At 65.1% G+C, this 17,965-nt stretch carries 19 protein-coding genes; 11 read left to right on the forward strand and 8 right to left on the reverse strand.

Features of this window, described 5'->3' with window-relative positions; genetic code table 11:
• Window positions 1-157: 157 nt before the first annotated feature.
• On the reverse strand, window positions 158-1,033 hold the full coding sequence (locus tag ACVMB1_RS23975) for a LysR substrate-binding domain-containing protein (protein WP_456849281.1): 876 nt from the start codon (window positions 1,031-1,033) through the stop codon (window positions 158-160).
• 152 nt (window positions 1,034-1,185) lie between these two features.
• Between ACVMB1_RS23975 and ACVMB1_RS23980 the strand changes: the two genes are divergently transcribed.
• The 6 genes from ACVMB1_RS23980 to ACVMB1_RS24005 all read left to right on the forward strand — a co-directional run bounded on the left by ACVMB1_RS23980 (window position 1,186) and on the right by ACVMB1_RS24005 (window position 6,778).
• Window positions 1,186-2,355 carry an acyl-CoA dehydrogenase family protein gene (locus ACVMB1_RS23980; RefSeq protein WP_076830754.1) on the forward strand — a complete coding sequence of 390 codons (1,170 nt, stop codon included), beginning with the start codon at window positions 1,186-1,188 and terminating at the stop codon, window positions 2,353-2,355.
• Window positions 2,356-2,366: 11 nt separating this feature from the next.
• Window positions 2,367-3,467: a CaiB/BaiF CoA transferase family protein gene (locus tag ACVMB1_RS23985; protein ID WP_057019286.1), complete on the forward strand. Its 1,101-nt coding sequence runs from the start codon at window positions 2,367-2,369 to the stop codon at window positions 3,465-3,467.
• Window positions 3,468-3,494: 27 nt separating this feature from the next.
• Window positions 3,495-4,349, forward strand: a complete 855-nt coding sequence (locus ACVMB1_RS23990; protein WP_057019285.1) for an FAS1-like dehydratase domain-containing protein — start codon at window positions 3,495-3,497, stop codon at window positions 4,347-4,349.
• A gap of 103 nt (window positions 4,350-4,452) precedes the next feature.
• Window positions 4,453-5,505, forward strand: coding sequence for a histidinol-phosphate transaminase (hisC, locus tag ACVMB1_RS23995; protein WP_076830803.1), 1,053 nt, complete (start codon window positions 4,453-4,455; stop codon window positions 5,503-5,505).
• Window positions 5,506-5,591: 86 nt separating this feature from the next.
• Window positions 5,592-6,482, forward strand: coding sequence for an MBL fold metallo-hydrolase (locus tag ACVMB1_RS24000; RefSeq protein ID WP_076830751.1), 891 nt, complete (start codon window positions 5,592-5,594; stop codon window positions 6,480-6,482).
• Window positions 6,483-6,589: 107 nt separating this feature from the next.
• Window positions 6,590-6,778, forward strand: coding sequence for a Rossmann-fold NAD(P)-binding domain-containing protein (locus ACVMB1_RS24005; protein ID WP_038386258.1), 189 nt, complete (start codon window positions 6,590-6,592; stop codon window positions 6,776-6,778).
• Between the two features lie 19 nt (window positions 6,779-6,797).
• On the opposite strand, the gene ACVMB1_RS24010 is transcribed toward ACVMB1_RS24005, so the two are convergent.
• The 4 genes from ACVMB1_RS24010 to ACVMB1_RS24025 are packed head-to-tail and all read right to left on the reverse strand — an operon-like array spanning window position 6,798 to window position 9,804.
• Entirely contained in the window at window positions 6,798-7,091 is a 294-nt protein-coding gene (locus tag ACVMB1_RS24010) for a putative quinol monooxygenase (protein ID WP_057019283.1), read from the reverse strand.
• Between the two features lie 35 nt (window positions 7,092-7,126).
• Entirely contained in the window at window positions 7,127-8,494 is a 1,368-nt protein-coding gene (locus ACVMB1_RS24015; protein ID WP_076830748.1) for an epoxide hydrolase family protein, read from the reverse strand.
• Window positions 8,491-9,141 carry an isochorismatase family cysteine hydrolase gene (locus ACVMB1_RS24020; protein ID WP_076830745.1) on the reverse strand — a complete coding sequence of 217 codons (651 nt, stop codon included), beginning with the start codon at window positions 9,139-9,141 and terminating at the stop codon, window positions 8,491-8,493. The genes ACVMB1_RS24015 and ACVMB1_RS24020 overlap by 4 nt, the downstream gene beginning before the upstream one ends.
• Window positions 9,142-9,198: 57 nt before the next feature.
• Window positions 9,199-9,804 (reverse strand): VOC family protein, encoded by a 606-nt coding sequence (locus ACVMB1_RS24025; RefSeq protein ID WP_076830743.1) that lies wholly within the window; start codon window positions 9,802-9,804, stop codon window positions 9,199-9,201.
• A gap of 122 nt (window positions 9,805-9,926) precedes the next feature.
• Here ACVMB1_RS24025 and ACVMB1_RS24030 point away from each other — a divergent pair, with 122 nt between their 5' ends.
• The 4 genes from ACVMB1_RS24030 (at window position 9,927) to mdlC (ending at window position 13,829) form a co-directional block, all read left to right on the forward strand.
• Window positions 9,927-10,424, forward strand: a complete 498-nt coding sequence (locus tag ACVMB1_RS24030) for a winged helix-turn-helix transcriptional regulator (protein WP_141341155.1) — start codon at window positions 9,927-9,929, stop codon at window positions 10,422-10,424.
• A gap of 112 nt (window positions 10,425-10,536) precedes the next feature.
• The gene (locus tag ACVMB1_RS24035) at window positions 10,537-10,920 is read left to right on the forward strand and encodes a tautomerase family protein (protein ID WP_016848571.1); all 384 of its coding nucleotides are present in this window, start codon (window positions 10,537-10,539) and stop codon (window positions 10,918-10,920) included.
• A 128-nt stretch (window positions 10,921-11,048) separates the two neighbouring features.
• Window positions 11,049-11,936, forward strand: coding sequence for a BJP family subclass B3 metallo-beta-lactamase (gene blaBJP, locus ACVMB1_RS24040; RefSeq protein ID WP_076830738.1), 888 nt, complete (start codon window positions 11,049-11,051; stop codon window positions 11,934-11,936).
• 264 nt (window positions 11,937-12,200) lie between these two features.
• A complete protein-coding gene (gene mdlC, locus ACVMB1_RS24045; protein WP_076830735.1) occupies window positions 12,201-13,829 on the forward strand; it encodes a benzoylformate decarboxylase in 1,629 nt (542 codons plus the stop codon).
• A 124-nt stretch (window positions 13,830-13,953) separates the two neighbouring features.
• Here mdlC and ACVMB1_RS24050 read toward each other — a convergent pair whose 3' ends face one another.
• The gene (locus ACVMB1_RS24050) at window positions 13,954-15,498 is read right to left on the reverse strand and encodes a 4-hydroxyphenylacetate 3-hydroxylase family protein (RefSeq protein WP_057019275.1); all 1,545 of its coding nucleotides are present in this window, start codon (window positions 15,496-15,498) and stop codon (window positions 13,954-13,956) included.
• Between the two features lie 91 nt (window positions 15,499-15,589).
• On the opposite strand from ACVMB1_RS24050, the gene ACVMB1_RS24055 reads away from it, so the two are divergent.
• Window positions 15,590-16,204 (forward strand): TetR/AcrR family transcriptional regulator, encoded by a 615-nt coding sequence (locus tag ACVMB1_RS24055; protein WP_229190944.1) that lies wholly within the window; start codon window positions 15,590-15,592, stop codon window positions 16,202-16,204.
• Window positions 16,205-16,317: 113 nt separating this feature from the next.
• On the opposite strand, the gene ACVMB1_RS24060 is transcribed toward ACVMB1_RS24055, so the two are convergent.
• Together ACVMB1_RS24060 and trhA are read right to left on the reverse strand one after the other, a co-directional pair.
• Window positions 16,318-17,112, reverse strand: coding sequence for an SDR family oxidoreductase (locus ACVMB1_RS24060; protein WP_076830800.1), 795 nt, complete (start codon window positions 17,110-17,112; stop codon window positions 16,318-16,320).
• A gap of 148 nt (window positions 17,113-17,260) precedes the next feature.
• On the reverse strand, window positions 17,261-17,956 hold the full coding sequence (trhA, locus tag ACVMB1_RS24065) for a PAQR family membrane homeostasis protein TrhA (RefSeq protein ID WP_057019273.1): 696 nt from the start codon (window positions 17,954-17,956) through the stop codon (window positions 17,261-17,263).
• Window positions 17,957-17,965: the final 9 nt, after the last annotated feature.

Genomic DNA, 17,965 nt, shown 5'->3' on the forward strand with positions numbered 1-17,965 from the left:
CAGAATGCGTGCGACCCCGTCATTGCGAGCGAAGCGAAGCAATCCATCGCGCAGCATTCGCGGACGGATGGATTGCTTCGTCGCTATCGCTCCTCGCAATGACGGAACTCAGGCGAGCTGGATATCCCAGAGCCCCTCGGCGCGCAGCGCAGCGACCTCATCGCGCAAACAGCTTCGCGATCAGCGTCATCGCGTTTGAGCCGGGATGCTCGACCGGCGAGGCCAGGGTCAGCTCGCGCCGCGGCGCCGGCCGCGCGATGGCGGCGGTCTCGAGCCGACCCTCCGCCACCTCGGCGCGCACCGAGGACGGCGGCAGCAAGGTATATCCGAGCCCCTCCTCGACCAGGCTGGTCAGCACGCGAAACGAATCCGCCTCGAGCTTGACGTCGAGATCGATCTTCTTCTTGGCCGCGGCATGTTCGAGCAGCGCACGGAGGCCGTGCGAATGACTTGGCAGCACCAGGCGCTGGCGCATCAGCCAGCCGAAGTCGACTTGCTTCTTCGGCTTCAGCCCGCTGCCGCGCGGGCCGACCGCGACGATGCTGTCGCGGCCGAGGCTCTGCACCGCCAGATGCAGATCGACCGACGGGCCATAGATCACGGCAAGGTCCATCTCGCCGCGATGCAGCCACTCGATCAGATGGCCGCTGTAGCTCTCGACGATGCAGAGCGAGATGCCGGGATAGCGCTCCACCGTGCGCCGCGCCAGCCGCGCCGACAGCACGCAACTCACCGTCGGCACCAGCCCGAGCACGACGCGCCCGGACGGTGCACCGCCGGCGGACTGGATGTCGTCGCGGATCTGGTCGATCTGCCGCACGATACCGCTGGTGCGCGCCAGCAGCAGCCGGCCGGCATCGGTCAGCACCATGCCGCGACCGTTGCGCGTGAACAATTCGGTGCGCAGTTCGTGTTCCAGCAGCTTGATCTGCCGGCTCAGCGCCGGCTGCGCGACCCGCAAGGTATCGGATGCCTTGCTCAGGCTCCCGAGTTCCGCGACACACGCAAAGGTCCTAAGCTGGCGGAAATCCATACTTGCCAATCCTGGAAGGCAGGTTCATACGCTATAACAAAACAGCATAGGGAGTTTACCGGGGCCCCACAACTGCGGGCGTTTTCTTCACGCGAACCGATTTCCACCTCGCTCGAACACGCTCTGGCGCAACCTCTCGGCAAGACGAAACAATGACCGCACACGAACAACACATCGACGACCATTCCGACATCCGCGATGCGGTGGCAAAACTCTGCGCGCAGTTTCCAGGCGAATACTGGCGCAAGCTCGATCGCCAGATGGCCTATCCGAAAGAGTTCGTCGATGCGCTGACGGAGGCCGGCTATCTCTCGGTGCTGATCCCCGAGGAATATGGCGGCGCCGGCCTGAAGCTGTCGGCGGCGGCGGCGATCCTGGAAGAGATCCAGCGCGCCGGCTGCAATGGTGGCGGCTGCCACGCTCAGATGTACACGATGGGCACCGTGCTGCGGCACGGCAATGACGCGCAAAAGGCCAAGTATCTGCCGAAGGTCGCGACCGGCGAGTTGCGGCTGCAGGCGTTCGGCGTCACCGAGCCGACCAGCGGCACCGATACCTCGTCGCTGAAAACCTTCGCGCGCCGCGAGGGCGACCATTACGTCGTCAACGGCCAGAAGATCTGGACCAGCCGCGCCGAATATTCCGACCTGATGGTCCTGCTGGCGCGCACCACGCCGAAGGAGCAGTCGAAGAAGCGCACCGACGGTCTCTCGGTGTTTATCGTCGATATGCGCGAGGTGAAGGGCAAGGGGCTGGAGATCCGCCCGATCCGCACCATGATGAACCACGCCACGACCGAAGTGTTCTTCACCGACATGAAGGTGCCGGCGGAGAATCTGATCGGCGAGGAAGGCAAGGGTTTTCGCTACATCCTCTCCGGCATGAATGCCGAGCGCATCCTGATCGCCGCCGAGTGCGTCGGCGACGCGAAGTGGTTCATCGCCAAGGCGACCAACTACGCCAAGGAGCGCAGCGTGTTCGGGCGGCCGATCGGGCAGAATCAAGGCATCCAGTTCCCGGTCGCCAAGGCCTATGCCTCGATGCGCGCGGCCGAATTGATGGTGAAGGAAGCCACCCGCAAATATGAAGCCGGTCTCGACTGCGGCGCCGAGGCCAACATGGCCAAGATGCTGGCGGCCGACGCGTCCTGGGAAGCGGCCAACGCCTGCGTGCAGACCCATGGCGGCTTCGGCTTTGCCGAGGAATACGACGTCGAGCGCAAGTTCCGCGAGACCCGGCTCTATCAGGTGGCGCCGATCTCGACCAATCTGATCCTGTCCTACGTCGCCGAGCACGTGCTCGGCATGCCCCGCTCCTACTGAGTTGCTTGATCATGCTGCCGCTTGAGGGATTGACCGTCATCGCCGTCGAACAGGCGGTTGCCGCGCCGTTCTGCTCGTCACGCCTCGCCGACGCCGGCGCCCATGTCATCAAGATCGAGCGGCCCGAGGGCGATTTCGCCCGCGGCTACGACGCCGCGGCGAAGGGCCAGAGCAGCTATTTCGTCTGGCTCAACCGCGGCAAGGATTCCGCCGTGGTCGACCTCGCCACCAAGGAAGGCCGCGCGCAGCTGGAAGAGCTGATCGCCGGTGCCGACGTGCTGCTGCAGAACCTCAAACCGGGCTCGATGGACAAGCTCGGCTTCTCGCGCGAGCGGCTGCGCAAGGATTATCCGAAGCTGATCATGTGCACGATCACGGGCTATGGCGACACTGGCCCCTATGCCGACCGCAAGGCCTATGACCTGTTGATCCAGGCCGAGAGCGGCCTTGCCTCGATCACCGGCGGCCCGGAAGGCGCCTCGCGCGTCGGCATGTCGATCGTCGATGTCGCAACCGGCGCCACCGCGCATGCCGCGATCCTCGAGGCGCTGATCGGCCGCGGTCGCACCGGAGACGGTGCCGACATCCGGATCTCGATGTTCGACGTGATGGCCGACTGGCTCACCGTGCCGCTGCTCAATGCCGAGGACGGCAAGTCGCCAAAGCGGATCGGCCTCGCCCATCCCTCGATCGCGCCCTACGGCGTGTTCCGCTCGAAGGACGGCAAGGAGATCCTGATCTCGATCCAGAGCGAGCGCGAGTGGAAGACGCTGTGCGCCAAGGTGCTGGGCCAGCCCGGCCTGCCCGACGATCCGCGCTTTGCCAATATGGTCGAGCGCGTGCGCAACCGCGCCGTTACCGACCAGATCGTCAGCGACAGCTTCGGCAAGCTGACGCGCGAGGAGTTGCTGGCGAAGCTTGCCGAGGCCGACATCGCCTTTGCCGAGGTCAACAGCATGGACGACCTCGCGAAACATCCGCATCTGCGCCGCGTCGAGGTCGACACGCCGAACGGCAAGGTCAGCTATCCGGCGCCGGCCGCGATCGTGGTCGGCGAGGACAGGCACTACGGCAAGGTGCCCGCGATCGGCGAGCGCACCAGACGTTCCTGAAATCCCTCCTGCCCGGGCAACACAATCATGAGCGACAAACTCGACCTCGATCATCTCCGCCAATGGATCGGCAAGACCACGGAGGCCTCCGACGTCGTCACCAAATATCTCGTGATGGGGCTGCGCGCGACGCTGTTCCAGGAGATCGGCGAGCCGAAGGCCGGTGACGCCGCGCCGTGGACCACGCATTGGTGCCTGGCGCAGCCGGTGTTTCCGATGTCGCAGCTCGGCCCCGACGGCCACCCGACCCGCGGCGGCTTCCTGCCGCCGGTGCCGCTGCCGCGCCGGATGTGGGCCGGCGGCGAGCTCGAATTCTTCGACAGCTTGCGCATCGGCGATGAGGCCAAACGCACCTCGAAGATCGTCGACGTCACGGTCAAATCGGGCTCGACCGGCACGCTGTGCTTCGTCTCGGTCAATCACGAGGTAACGACCTCGCGCGGGCTTGCGGTGCGCGAGCGGCAAGACATCGTCTATCGCGAGATGACGAGCACGCAGGGCGCTGCGCCCGCCAAGGAGCCGCCGCCTCCACCGGTCGCGCAGCATCGCGAGAGCCACGTCTCCGACCCGGTGCTCTTGTTCCGCTATTCGGCGCTGACTTTCAACGGCCATCGCATTCATTACGACCGCGACTACGTCACCAAGGTCGAGGGCTATCCTGGCCTGATCTTCCACGGCCCGCTGCAGGCTTCCTTCATCGTCGAGTTCGCCGCCAAGCTGCGCGGCGGCAAGCCGCCGAAGAAGCTCGCCTATCGCGGCGTGCAGCCGCTGTTCGAGGGCAGCGAGTTCTCGATCAATGCCAGCGACAAGGACGGCGGCATGGAGCTGTGGACCGCGAATGCCGAGGGCCAGCCGACCATGAAGGGCACGGCGACCTGGTAACGCGCGAGCACGACGCCTGTCATAACGCGAGGGAATAAAGAGGCGCTTTCATCAGCGCCTCGTATTCCTTATTGTGATCGCGTTCATCCCTGGATCGCAGATCATGAGTCGCTTCTGGAGTTCGGTCGTCCACAATCTGTCGCCATACGTGCCCGGCGAGCAGCCGAAGATCGACGGCCTCATCAAGCTCAATACCAACGAAAACCCCTACCCGCCGTCGCCGCGCGCGGTGGCGGCGATCACAGCGAACACGGATCGCCTGCGGCTCTATCCTGATCCGCGCGCAACCGCGCTGCGCGAGGCGATCGCGAGGCGTTACGGCGTCACGGCGGACGAGGTGTTCGTCGGCAATGGCTCGGACGAGGTGCTGGCCCACGCTTTCCCGGCGCTGCTGAAGCACGACGCGCCGCTGCTGTTTCCCGACATCACCTACAGCTTCTACCCGGTCTATTGCCGCCTCTATGGCGTCAGCTGCGAGCAAGTGCCGCTCGACGCCGCGATGCGCGTGCAGCTTGCCGACTACCGGCGGCCCGGCAGCGCAATCCTGCTGTGCAACCCCAACGCACCGACCGGCACCGCGCTGCCGCGCGCCGCGATCGAGGCGCTGCTCGCCGAGCATCCCGACCGGCTCGTGGTGGTCGACGAGGCCTATGTCGACTTCGGCGCCGAGAGCGCCGTGCCGCTGGTCGCGCGCCGCGACAATCTGCTCGTCATCCAGACGCTCTCCAAATCGCGCGCGCTGGCCGGCTTGCGCGTCGGCTTCGCCATCGGCCAACGCCCGCTGATCGAGGCGCTGGAGCGCGTCAAGGACAGCTTCAACTCCTATCCGCTGGACTGCTTCGCGATCGCCGGCGCGGTCGCCGCCATCGAGGACGAGGCGTGGTTCGAGGAGACGCGGCAACGCATCATCAGGAGCAGAGAGGCGCTGGTCCGCAGCCTCATTGAGCTGGGGTTCGAGGTGCTGCCGTCGCAGGCGAATTTCGTGTTCGCCCGCCATCCCAGCCATCGCGGCGCCGATCTCGCCGCGAGGTTGCGCGAGCGCGGCGTGCTGGTGCGGCATTTCCAGAAGCCGCGGATCGAGGACTTTTTGCGCATCACGGTCGGCACCGACGATGAGTGCGGCCACCTGATCGGCCTGCTGCGCGGCATGGCCTGATAGCCGTTCACCAACTTGCGATCGACGGCGCCACCCTGCATAGTGACCGCGCGTTGGGATGCACGGTTCTCCGGGAAGGAGCGGTCATGCGATTTGCGATCGGCGACGCAACCGTCGACGTCATCGTCGACGACGACGATTTCGGCCTTCCGCTCGCCGAATTCCTGCCCGGATACGATCGCGGCTTGATCGAAGCGCATCGTGCCACGCTGGAGCCGGTGTTCATCGACCTCGCCCGGGGCGTCGCGAAACACGCGATCCAGAGTTTTGTGGTGCGAACCGGCGGCCGAACGCTGCTGATCGACGCTTGCATCGGCGAGCACAAGGACATCCCCGAGATTCCGGCCTGGCATCGGCGGCGCGGCAGCGGCTTCCTTGATCGGCTGCGCGCGAGCGGCATCGACCCGGCCGGCATCGACGTCGTATTCTGCACCCATCTGCATGTCGATCACGTCGGCTGGAATACGCGCCAGGACAACGGCCGCTGGCAGCCGACCTTTCCTAACGCGCGGTATCTGTTCGGCCGCCGCGAGCTTGCCGACTGGATGACACAGCATGATGCCGGGCGTGCCCCGCCGATCCACGCCCGCGCCCTGGAGCAGAGCGTCATCCCGATCGTCGAGGCAGGCCGTGTCGATCTGGTCGACGATGGCCATCAGTTGGGACCGGGCCTGCGGCTGGTCCCGCTGCCGGGCCACACCAGCGGCCAGATGGGGCTGATGGTAGACTACGCACAACATCGCGCGATCTTTTGCGGCGATGCCGTGCACAATCCGGTGCAGATCTTCCAGCCCGATCTGTCGACATCATCCTGTGCCGACCCGCAGCTCGCGCGCGAGACGAGGACGAAGATCCTGGCAGAGGCTGCGGACAGCGGCCGCCTCGTCATACCCGCCCACTTCCGCGGCCCGCGCTGTGCTCATGTTCGTCGGGACGGCGGTGGCTACGCGCCGGTACTCGATGCGCGGCATGGGTAAGATGCAACACCCGGAGCCACAGCTCACCGGGTGAAAGCCGGGTGTATCATCCGGCCCCTTGGAACCGAATGCCGGCTTGCGCGTTCCCCGCCCTGACGGAGGACGCCATGCTTAGAGATGAACAGGTCGCGGTTCTCTGCGACATCGCCCAATCCATTGCCTTCGCTGACGACGTGCAAGGCGAAGTCGACCGGCTCATCAGGGAGGGATACGTCGCCAAGGACGGCGACCTCTACGAGCTGACGCCGAAGGCCGAGAAGGTTTTGTCCGAGCGCGGCGCCTGCCTCAAGGCGTGACGCCGCTCGCGGCAGCTCCCTAGGCGGCAGGCGTGCACCGCATCGCTGATATCTTGATGCCGAGCCCTGCGCTCTCCTCGCGGAACTGCGCGATCGACCGCGCATTGCGGTGCGCCTCGAACGCGGCGTCATCCTGATAGACCTCGTAGATCAAGAGCTTGGCGGCATCCTCGCGCGGCACCAGGATCTCAAAATTCAGTGTGCCCGGTTCATCCCTGAGCGACCGGGCGCCATGCGCTGACAGCAGCGACAGCGCGTGATCGCGCTTCTCCGGCGCCACCTCGACGGTGGCGATCGGTGCAAGTTTCGACATGACGAATCCGCCTTCGGTTCTTTTGCACGTTCAGATCAGCTGCGGAGCGGCCGAAACGCGTCGCGAATTTCCCTGCTGAAGATGTCGGGCTGCTCCCATGCGGCGAAGTGGCCGCCGGCTTCAGCCTGATGGAAGTAGATCAGCTTGTGATAGGCCTTCTCCGCCCAGCTCCGCGGCGCCACGAAGCTCTCGCCGGGAAATGCGGTCACCGCGGCGGGGATCGCGACATTGGCAGGCAGATAAAGGTTGGTCTTGTTTTCCCAGTACAGGCGGCCCGAAGAGATCGCCGTGTTGGTCAGCCAGTAGAGCGTGATGTTGTCGAGCACGTCGTCGCGGGTCAGTGCGCCGGCGGAATGCCCGTTGACCTCGCGCCCGAGCACAGCTGATTGCATCGCGGAGGCCGGCTGGGCATAGCCGTCGCCGTGATCGAGCAGCCAGGCGGCGAGGCCGGCCGGCGAATCCGCAAAGGCCGCAAGCGTCTGCGGGCGCGTGCCCATGATCTGCGCGTAGGCCCGCCGTTTCGCGAATTGAAGCTTGATCTGGTCGAAGGCGTGCTGCTCCTCCGCCGACATATTGTCCGGCGCAGGGCCGCCGGTGATGACCGCCTTGAAGACCTCGGGCGGAACGACACCGGGCAGATTGACGTGGATGCCGAGCAGCTCCGGCGCACCAAGCTTGGCCATCTCATTGGAGACCGGCGAACCCCAGTCACCGCCCTGCGCCACGAACTTGCTGTAACCGAGCCGTTTCATCAATTGCACCCAGGCCCGTGCGATGCGCTGGGGATCCCAGCCGACCGTGGTCGGCTTGCCGGAGAAGCCGTAGCCCGGCATCGACGGGATCACGAGATGGAACGCGTCCGACGCACTGCCGCCATGCGCGGTGGGATTGGTCAGCGGGTCGATGATCTTCATCTGCTCGATGACCGAACCCGGCCAGCCATGCGTGACGATCAGCGGCAGCGCATTGTCATGTTTCGAGCGGACGTGAATGAAGTGAATGTCCACCCCGTCGATTTCGGTGATGAACTGCGGCAGGGCGTTGAGCCGCGCCTCCACCTTCCGCCAGTCGTAGTCGGTCTGCCAGTAGCGGACGAGATCGCGCAGCATCGCCTGCGGGACGCCCTGGGAGTCGTCATTGACGGTTTCCTTGTCGGACCATCGGGTTGCGGCCAAACGGCGGCGAAGATCGACAAGGTCTTCCTCGGGAATGTCGACGCGGAACGGGCGGATCGCATCGCTGGTGGCCGCTGCGGCGGGATGCGCGGGGAACAGGCTGGCAGCACCGGCAGCAGCCAGGCCCAACGCCGCGCCCGTCAGCAGCCTGCGCCGGTCCTGGTCGATCGCTTCCTGGGTCGATTGGCTTATCGCAATTGCAACGGGCGTCTTCGATGGCGCGCTCATTTGACAGTCTCCTTGGAATGAGAGGCCGCCGGCAACGCCGCGATCGCCTCCTTGGTTGTCAGGATGGAATGGGCGTAGGTCGGGCCATTCAGCTCGTGAGCGGCGTGCATCATGTCGTGCGAGAAGGCGGCGGTGGCATCGCGCACCAGCGTCACGTGGTAGCCGAGCTCCATTGCGAAGCGGGCGGTCGATTCGATGCAGGTGTTGGCCAGCAGCCCGACCACGATCACATGCGTGACGCCCTTCTGCTCCAGCAGGAAATCGAGATTGGTGTTGGCGAACCCGCTCTGCCCCCAATGCTCTTGGGCGATCAGGTCGCCAGGCTTGGGCGCAAGGTCCGGATGCCATTCCCCGCCCCATTCGCCGCGCGCAAAGCTATGGCGCTGCATGATCAAGCGTTGAGTCGGATTGGGATGATCCCAATCCTCATAATCGCCCGGCTCCCAGCGACGGTGCGGGACGATCACCACCTGGATGCCGGCGGCCCGGACCGCGCCGTCGAGCTGGCGCAGATTGTCGAGCAGCCCGACCTCGTCGGCGATAGGCTTGATGCGCGGAAAGACCATGCCGCCCTCAGAGAGGAAATCATTGTAAGGATCGACGAGGAGCAGCGCGGTCCGCTCGCGTGGATAGGTGATCTGGGACATCGATCGCTCCTTGGCTATCAGGCGGCCGGTTGGATTTGCTTCAATGACGAGCTCCGTTCACTCGGGCAGCGGCTTGCCGGCCTGTTCGCGGACCATGTACTCGGCGTACCAATCGGGCCAGTTCGCATCGTGGCCGCCGGTTCGCTTCTCGTGCTCGCCATGGGCCATAGCCGCGCGGCGCAGCGCGGCAGCAAGATCAGCCGATGAGGAGAAATTCGTACTGTTGCCGTCGAATCGCCCGGGCAGGCGTTGCGTCACCTGCTGCAGCAGCCAGACGTTTCCGTCGGGATCGTTGAACGTGGCGAGCGACCCGTAACTCGGCCGCTCCGGGTCCGGCCCCTTGATGCGGCCTTCCGCGCCGCGGTGAAACACCTCGCTGACATCGGCGCCACGCGCGATCAGCTCGGCGCGCGCCGCTTCGATATCATTGACGATCAGGAAGCGCGGCAGCGCGGGTCCCGAGCCGAGATGGATCGACGTCGGCGAACCCGGCGGCGTTAGCTGCACGGCGCGCGAGCCGTCGGGCCTGACGAAGTCGGCATCAAGCCGCCAGCCCAGGTCCTGATAGAAGCGCTTGGCGCGATCGACATCCGAGACGGGGATGACGACGACCTCGAGCTTCAAATCGACTTTGGCCGCTGTCGGCCCCGGTTCGGTGGTCATGGCTCACTCCTTGGCGATGACAGATCGGGCCATCGACGGCCCATTGCATTTGCGATGATGTCGGGTCATATTACTATGAAAATCATAGTCTCAAGCCTGATGAAGAAAACGTGATGACGAAAATGAAGGACAACACGGCTGACCAAACGCTCTGTCCTGTCGCTCGCGCCGAAACCGTCGTGGGCGACCGCTGGACAGTACTGGTTCTGCGCGAACTGTTCGCGCGCAATCATCGCTTCGAGGAGATTCAGGCGCAGTCCGGCGGCACGCCGCAGATGATCACGGCACGGCTGAAAAAGCTGGAAGCGGACGGCCTGCTGACGCGGCGCGTCTACAACAAACGCCCGTTGCGCCACGAATATCACCTCACCGAGAAGGGCGACGCGTTCTTTCCGGTGCTGATGGCGCTGCGCGCCTGGGGCGAGACCTGGTGCAAGTCACCGCGGGAAGGCCGCGCAATGAACTACACCCATCGCGTCTGCGGCAAGCCGGCCGGGCTCGGTCCGGTCTGCGAGTCCTGCGGCGAGCCGGTTCATCGCGCCGACATGGTGGGCGAGCGAACTCCCAAATACCAAAAAGAGCGAGATGCGCGCTGGGAGGCCTTCAAGGCGACCCGCTGAATTCCCCGACGCCGCCGGCGCAAGCGGACGACGCGAGAGCCTTCGCACCGCCGCAGCGTCTCGATCACACGGGGCCGATCCGGCCGAGCCTCGCACAACACAGGAGACCACCATGCCATTCGTTCGCATCGACCTGAAGCGCGGCAAGTCCGCCGAATATCGCAAGACGCTGGGCGAGATCGTCTACAAGGCGATGCGCGAGGTGATCAACGTGCCCGAGAATGACAAGTTTCAGGTCATCACCGAGCACGACCGTGGCGACCTGAACTACGCCGACAACTATCTCGGCAATACCTACAGCGACGATCTCATCTTCATCCAGATCACCATGAATGCCGGGCGTACCGTCGAGATGAAGAAGGCGTTCTACAAGCGGATCGTGGACGACTATCAGAGCCAGCTGCAGGGACGGCCGGACGATGTTGTCATCAACCTCGTCGAGGTCGCCAAGGAGAACTGGTCGTTCGGTCACGGCATCGCGCAATACGCGAGCTGAACGCAGAACAGGAATGCGCCGGACGGACGGCCGTCAGCCCTGCGGCTTGCCGTCCGCAGCTTGCGGCCGGCGTCGCCAGCACGCATAGTGCCGCCCGTGCACGAACAACAACAAACAGGGAGGCAACCATGAGGACGATCGCAGCCGCGCTGTGCGCGCTCACGCTGATCGCAACCGGTGCGCAGGCACAGACGCTCAAGGACTTCGTGGCTGTTGTCATGAAGAAATGGACCGCGCCGTTCGAGCCGTTCCAGCTCATCGACAATATCTACTACGTGGGCACTGACGGGATCGCGGTCTACATCATCAAGACGTCGCAAGGGCTGATCCTGATGGACACGGCGATGCAGCAGTCGACCGGCATGATCAAGGACAACATCGCCAAGCTCGGCTTCAAGGAGGGCGACATCAAGATCATCCTCAACACCCACGCCCATCTCGACCACACCGGCGGCTTTGCCGAGATCAAGAAGGAGACCGGCGCGCAACTGATCGCCGGCGAGCGCGACAAGCCCCTGCTCGAGGGCGGCTATTATCCGGGCGACGAGAACAACGCCGATCTCGCCTTTACGCCGGTGAAGGTCGACCGCACCGTCAAGGAAGGCGACAAGGTGACGCTCGGCGATGTCACGCTGACCGCGCACACCACCCCCGGCCATTCGCCCGGCTGCACCAGCTGGGAGATCACGGTCAAGGATGGCAGCCAGGCGCGCAACGTGCTGTTCTTCTGCAGCGGAACGGTGGCGCTGAACCGGCTGGTCGGCCGTCCGACCTATCCCGGCATCGTCGACGACTACCGCTCGACCTTCACCAAGGTCAAGGCGATGAAGGTCGACGTGCTGCTCGGGCCGCATCCGGAGGTCTACGCCATGCAGGCCAAGCGGGCGCAGATGAAGGACGGCGCGCCGAACCCGTTCGTCAAGCCGGGCGAAAATGCCACCTACGTGGCCGGGCTGGAGCAGGATTTCGACAAGCAGCTCGCCAAGCAGACCGCTGCGCTGCAGAAGGCCAATTAGGTAGTCACCCGGTCATCCTGAGGAGCGCGTAGCGCGTCTCGAAGGATGAACGGCCCCGCCGTGGCCGTCGATCCTTCGAGACGCGCGCAAGCGCGCTCCTCAGGATGACGGGATAGCCGCCTACGCAAATTTGCAGCCGTTGCCGCGGCAACTATGCGCGCAGCGGCTTGACATCGTCAGGCAATCCATCGACAGGTGGATTGCCTTTCCGCTTTTGCCGCCCGCAATGACGGAACGTAACAAGACAGAAATGGGAGCCGCCCGATGTCCTCGCGCAAACCCGCCGCCAGCAAAGGCAAGACTGTCACCGTCAAGGATGCCACCTTCGGCCTGCTTCGCGCATGGGGCATCAAGAAGGTGTTCGGCAATCCCGGCTCGACCGAGCTGCCGTTCCTGAGCGACTGGCCCGACGACATCGACTACGTGCTCGGCCTGCAGGAGGCATCCGTCGTCGGCATGGCCGACGGCTACGCGCTGGCGACGCGCAATGCCGGTTTCGTCAATCTGCATTCGGCGGCCGGCGTCGGCAACGCGCTCGGCAACATCTACAACGCCTATCGCAACCAGACCCCGCTGGTGATCACCGCGGGCCAGCAGGCGCGCTCGATCATGCCGCTGCAGGCCTTCCTCTATGCCGAGCGGGCCTCGGAATTCCCGCGGCCTTACGTGAAATTCGCGGTCGAGCCGGCGCGCGCCGAGGACGTGCCTGCCGCGATCGCGCGCGCCTATTATGTCGCGATGCAGCCGCCCTGCGGGCCGACCTTCGTCTCGGTGCCGATCGACGACTGGGCGCATGCGACGCAGCCGCTCGACGCGCGCCAAGTCAGCCGCGAGATCGGCCCCGACCTGTCGGCGATGCAGGCATTGGGGGCCGCGCTCGGCGAGGCCAAGCGCCCTGCCCTCGTCGTCGGCCCGGCCGTCGATCGGGCCGAGGCAGTCGATCTCATGGTGAAGGTCGCCGAGAAATCAAAAGCCTCGGTCTGGGCCAGCCCGTTCTCGGCGCGCTGCTCGTTCCCCGAACGGCATCCGCAGTTTGCCGGCTTCCTGCATGCCGCGCCGGGCCAGCTCTCCGATGCGCTGCGCGATCACGATCTCGTCGTCGTGGTCGGCGCGCCGGTCTTCACCTTCCATGTCGAGGGCCATGCCGCGATCTTCGACGGTTCGACCACGATCTTCCAGATCACCGACGATCCGGACGCCGCCGCGATGACGCCGACCGGCCACAGCATCGTCGCGACCATGAAGCCCGCGCTGACAGCGCTGCTCGAGATGCTGCTTGAGACGAAACGCACCGCGCCGACTGGCCGTGTCCTGCCGCCGGCTCCGGCCGCCGGCGACCCGATCCCTGCCGAATACGCGCTGCATGCGCTCTCGGCCGCGATGGGGCCGTATGATGCGCTGGTCGAGGAAATACCGTCGCATCGCCCGCTGATGCAGAAGGCGATGCCGATGCACGGCCAGGACAGCTTCTACACCATGGCGAGCGGCGGCCTCGGCTACAGCCTGCCGGCAGCGGTCGGCATGGCGCTCGGTCGACGTCAGGGACGCACGGTTTGCCTGATCGGCGACGGCTCGGCGATGTATTCGATCCAGGCGCTGTGGACATCGGCGCAGCGCAAGCTGCCGCTGACGGTCGTCGTGCTGAACAATTCCGGCTACGGCGCGATGCGCTCGTTCAGCCAGGTGATGCAGGTGCGCAACGTGCCGGGCCTCGATCTGCCCGGCATCGATTTCGTCAAGCTCGCCGAAGGCCTGGGCTGCGACGCCGTGCGGGTGACGAAATCAGCCGAGCTCGCCGGCGCCTACCAGCGCGCGCTGTCGCATCAAGGCACCAGCCTGATCGAGGTGATGGTCGATTCCGCGGTGCCGCTGCTCTACACGCAGAAGAGCTGAGCGGCAATCTCGCCACGTCATTGCGAGCGAAGCGAAGCAATCCATCTTTCGGCAAGTGGAGATATGGATTGCTTCGTCGCTGCCGCTCCTCGCAATGACGACTGGACATATATTCGCAACCTTATTACGAGGGCATTGGATCGCCGAGCATGGGCGCCGCTGACGGCGTCGGCACCTCGCAGCCGGAGGCGCAGCAGCGTCCGGGCTGCTTCGACACCCGTTGTCCCTGGTCGACGAGGTCGCGGCCGAGCAAATTCTCGACCAGCTCGGCCTTCTCCATCACCGGATAGTTGCGCCAGATCTCGCGCTTCATCGCCTCCGGCGAGCCGCCGCCGTGCAACGAGATCACTGAATACCAGCCGGCTTCGTGCGAGACGGTGAGGTCCTCGATCAGCCGCGCCACCTCGGCGCGCTGCTCGGCCGGGATATCGGGACGTCCGCCCATGACAGCGGCAAGCGAGGCGCGCGTTTCCGGATTGTGATCCTCGTCGGGACCCGGCAGCGCGACGATCAGCCCGCCGGAGACGTAATGCGCGACGCGGTGCATGTCGTAGATCTTGGTCGCCAGCAGCAGCTTGCCGATGTTGGAGAACACCGCATCCGGCATCACCGAGCCCGCCGGATCCTTCGTGCAGTAGACCGAGGAGGCGACGCCGCAGGCATAGAAACTCTCGGTGATGGTGATCAGCTCGACCATCGCCTCGCGGATATGCGCATGCTTCTCGGCATCGAGCCCGTTGGCCTCGATCATCAGCGCGCCGGCGCCGATAAGGAGATCGCCGAAGCCGGCGCGGGCGCCGATGCAGGAATGCCGGTGATGCGTCGCGTAGGAGGTGGTGAGGAAGCCGCCCTCCTCGGTCTCGCCGGCGAGGAACACGCGGTCATGCGGCACGAACACGTCGTCGAACATCACGACGCCGACCGACTGACCGTACTTCGCCGAGAATTTCGCCGCGGCATCGCCGGGCCGGCCGGCCGGACGCGCGACGATGGTGACGCCGGGCGCATCGACCGGCACGGCGCAACAGACGGCAAAATCCTTGTCGACAGGCACATGGGTGCGGCACGGCATGACAAGGAATTCGTGCATGTAAGGCGCGCCGGTCACGATCGCCTTGGTGCCGCGGATCACGATGCCGTCGGGCCGGCGCTCCTTGATATGGACGTAGACGTCCGCATTGGCCTGCAGGCCGGGACGCTTGGAGCGGTCGCCCTTCGCATCGGTCATGGCGATGCCGAGCGTCAGATCCTGGTCCTGAACCTCGTGCAGATAGTTGAGGAAGCGCTGGCTGTAATCGGTGCCGTGGCGATCGTCGGTCAGCCTGGTCGCCTGAAAGAGACCGTTCAGCGCATCATGGGTCAGGTAGCGCTGCGCGCAGCCCGACGTCCTGCACACCAGCCGCACCGCCTCGAGCTTGTCGAGCAGGTCCTGCGAGCTCCGATCGATGTGGAGCATGCGGTTGACGGTCTTGCCCGAGGTACCCTGCCGCGCCGTCATGATCGGCACATGCTCGGGCTGTAGCGCGAAATCATAGGTCACGCCGACGCCTGCCACGCCGGGCGCCAGCAACGGCTCGTCCGCGACGCTCGCAACGGCCGCGCCGTTGATGAACACACGCGGTTTGTAGCGGCGCAGGGATTCCCGGTAGTCCGCAGCCGTCATCAGCATGGCGCTTCTCCCTTGCTCATTTATTCTAACACTGTTAAATTATCTAACGCTGTTAGAATTGAGTCAAGAACGGATTTGCCGGGCCATGCAGATGCGCGAGAGCAGGAAGGAAGCGGTCAGCCGCCACAAGCGGGAGCTGATCCTCGACGCGGCGCGCAGCGTGTTCGCGGAGGAAGGCCTCGAGGGCGCGAGCCTGCGTGCGATCGCGACGCGGGCCGGCTACACGCCGGCGGCGCTGTATTTCCATTTCGATTCCAAGGAGGCGATCTACGCCGAGGTGCTGCGGCAATCGCTGGCCTCGCTCGGCGAAGCCGTCAGTGCGGCGGTCGCGACGACGCGCGGCGCCAAGCAGAAGCTGCACGCAGCAGGCATGGGCTTCTTCCGCTATTACGCGGAGAACCCGCGCGACCTCGATCTCGGCTTCTACTTGTTCCGCGGCGGCATGAAGCCGGCCGGGCTCGGCCATGACCGCGATCACGCGCTGAACGCCGCGCTGGAGGCGGCGCTGCATCCGATCGCCGAAGCCGCAGAGGCGCTCGGCGCCTCCAGGTCGAAGGCGAACACGGTGATGGTGGACTGCTTCGCGCATGCGACCGGCCTCCTGCTGCTATTGCACACCGGCCGCATCAGGATGTTCGGCGCCTCGGCACCCGATTTGATGGATGCCTATCTGCGCGACAGGATCGCACAGATCGCAAAGGAGTGAGGCGCCTCAGTTGCGCGGCCGATATCGTAGCTCGGATGAAGCGCAGCGAAATCCGGGATTCACGCGCGCACGTTCGACCCGGATTACGTTTCGCACCATCCGGGCTACAGGTCTCACTTCCCGTGCGCTTCCCGCATCTTGGCCTGGATCTTGGCCATGCCGCCGATCCAGCGGTCGTAATTCTCGGTCTTCTTGCGCATGTAGCCGAGCACCTGCGGATGCGGCAGGATCAGGAAGGTCTCCTGCTCGATGCCCTTGAGTGCATCCTGCGCCACCTGCTCGGCGGAAAGATCGCCGTCGCCGGATTGCGGGCCCTTCGGGATCGAGCGCAGCATGTTGGTGTCGACGCCCTGCGGGCAGAGGATCGAGACCTTGATGTTGTCGGCGCGGTGCGAGATCGCGAGGTTTTCCGCAAAGCCGACCGCGGCGTGCTTGGTGGTCGAATAGGCCGGGCTGCCGACCTGCGACAAGAGGCCCGCGGCCGAGATCGTGTTGAGGAAATAGCCGCCGCCGCGCGTCTTCATGCGCGGCACCAGATGCCGCGCGGCATAGACATGCGCCATCACATGGATCGCCCAGCTCCGCGACCACGGCTCGTCCGAGGTGCCGCCGGCGTTCACCGACAGCGGATCGAAGCCGCCGCCGATGCCGGCATTGGAGCAGAACAGCGCGATCGGGCCGAACATGCGCTCGGTCTCGTCGATCACATGCAGGATGTTCTTCTCCTGCCCGACGTCGCATTTGAAGGCGGCACCACCGACCGTGGCCGCGACCTTCTCGGCCGCGCCATGATCGAGGTCGACGACCACGACCTTCGATGCGCCCGCGGCATGGAACGCCTCGCACAGCGCCTTGCCGATGCCATTGCCACCGCCGGTGACCACCACAACCTTACCTGCCACCTGCATGGCCATCCTCCCGATATCTTGATTTCAGCGCATGATCCGGAGAGCCGGTCTCATGTTCAAACAGAGGGATCATGATATCCCATCTTTTGCCGATGCATGATCTTTTCGCGAGGCCGGCCCGGCCCTGTGCGTAACGCTGGCGGACCGCTCAGCTCGCCAACACGACGTCGAACACGGCCGTGTAGTGGCAGGCGGCCCCGAGCAGCACGAAGCAGTGCCAGATCGCGTTCTGGAAGCGCAGCCGCCGCCAGGAGTGGAAGATCACGCCCAGGCTGTAGAGGATGCCGCCGGCCAGCACGAAGCCGAGCGCCATCGCCGGCAGTGCCTTCACGACGCGGTCGTAGAGCATGATGCCGCTCCAGCCCATCGCGAGATAAAGCCCGATCGAGAGTCGGTCGAAGCGGCCGGGATAGCGCAGCTTGAGCCAGATCCCGACGATCGCCACGCACCACACCCCGACCAGCAGCGCGATCGCGAAGGTGCTGTCCTTCAGTTCCACGATGAACGGCGTGTAAGTCGCGGCGATCAGCAGATAGATCGCGGAATGATCGAAGCGCCGCAGCACCCATTTGGCGCGCGACACCGGCCACAGATTATAGGTCGCCGACAACACCAGCATCGCGAGCAGGCCGGCGACATAGACCGACACCACGGCGATGTCGAACGGGCCGGCATAGACCGCGGTCAGCACGATCAGCGCGGTGGCGGCGACCAGCCCGAAAGCGACGCCGACGAGATGGACGACGCCGTCGGCGATCAGCTCGGCACGGTCGTAGTTCCACAGCGCGGCGCCGGCCGCGTGGATCGAGGTCGAGGCAAGTTGCTTCAGGCGGAAGACCGTCATGCAGGCTTT

The organism is Bradyrhizobium sp. USDA 4504 (genome assembly GCF_054063995.1).

Excerpts from the sequence above, each read along its gene's own strand:
- ACVMB1_RS24000 (WP_076830751.1), top strand. The coding sequence starts at position 5,592 with ATGCGATTTGCGATCGGCGACGCAACCGTCGACGTCATCGTCGACGAC.
- hisC (WP_076830803.1), top strand. The coding sequence starts at position 4,453 with ATGAGTCGCTTCTGGAGTTCGGTCGTCCACAATCTGTCGCCATACGTG.
- ACVMB1_RS23985 (WP_057019286.1), top strand. The coding sequence starts at position 2,367 with ATGCTGCCGCTTGAGGGATTGACCGTCATCGCCGTCGAACAGGCGGTT.
- ACVMB1_RS23980 (WP_076830754.1), top strand. The coding sequence starts at position 1,186 with ATGACCGCACACGAACAACACATCGACGACCATTCCGACATCCGCGAT.
- ACVMB1_RS24050 (WP_057019275.1), bottom strand. The coding sequence starts at position 15,498 with ATGCTGATGACGGCTGCGGACTACCGGGAATCCCTGCGCCGCTACAAA.
- blaBJP (WP_076830738.1), top strand. The coding sequence starts at position 11,049 with ATGAGGACGATCGCAGCCGCGCTGTGCGCGCTCACGCTGATCGCAACC.
- ACVMB1_RS23975 (WP_456849281.1), bottom strand. The coding sequence starts at position 1,033 with ATGGATTTCCGCCAGCTTAGGACCTTTGCGTGTGTCGCGGAACTCGGG.
- trhA (WP_057019273.1), bottom strand. The coding sequence starts at position 17,956 with ATGACGGTCTTCCGCCTGAAGCAACTTGCCTCGACCTCGATCCACGCG.
- ACVMB1_RS24025 (WP_076830743.1), bottom strand. The coding sequence starts at position 9,804 with ATGACCACCGAACCGGGGCCGACAGCGGCCAAAGTCGATTTGAAGCTC.
- ACVMB1_RS24005 (WP_038386258.1), top strand. The coding sequence starts at position 6,590 with ATGCTTAGAGATGAACAGGTCGCGGTTCTCTGCGACATCGCCCAATCC.
- ACVMB1_RS24015 (WP_076830748.1), bottom strand. The coding sequence starts at position 8,494 with ATGAGCGCGCCATCGAAGACGCCCGTTGCAATTGCGATAAGCCAATCG.
- ACVMB1_RS23990 (WP_057019285.1), top strand. The coding sequence starts at position 3,495 with ATGAGCGACAAACTCGACCTCGATCATCTCCGCCAATGGATCGGCAAG.
- ACVMB1_RS24030 (WP_141341155.1), top strand. The coding sequence starts at position 9,927 with ATGAAGGACAACACGGCTGACCAAACGCTCTGTCCTGTCGCTCGCGCC.
- ACVMB1_RS24020 (WP_076830745.1), bottom strand. The coding sequence starts at position 9,141 with ATGTCCCAGATCACCTATCCACGCGAGCGGACCGCGCTGCTCCTCGTC.
- ACVMB1_RS24035 (WP_016848571.1), top strand. The coding sequence starts at position 10,537 with ATGCCATTCGTTCGCATCGACCTGAAGCGCGGCAAGTCCGCCGAATAT.
- mdlC (WP_076830735.1), top strand. The coding sequence starts at position 12,201 with ATGTCCTCGCGCAAACCCGCCGCCAGCAAAGGCAAGACTGTCACCGTC.
- ACVMB1_RS24060 (WP_076830800.1), bottom strand. The coding sequence starts at position 17,112 with ATGCAGGTGGCAGGTAAGGTTGTGGTGGTCACCGGCGGTGGCAATGGC.
- ACVMB1_RS24055 (WP_229190944.1), top strand. The coding sequence starts at position 15,590 with ATGCGCGAGAGCAGGAAGGAAGCGGTCAGCCGCCACAAGCGGGAGCTG.
- ACVMB1_RS24010 (WP_057019283.1), bottom strand. The coding sequence starts at position 7,091 with ATGTCGAAACTTGCACCGATCGCCACCGTCGAGGTGGCGCCGGAGAAG.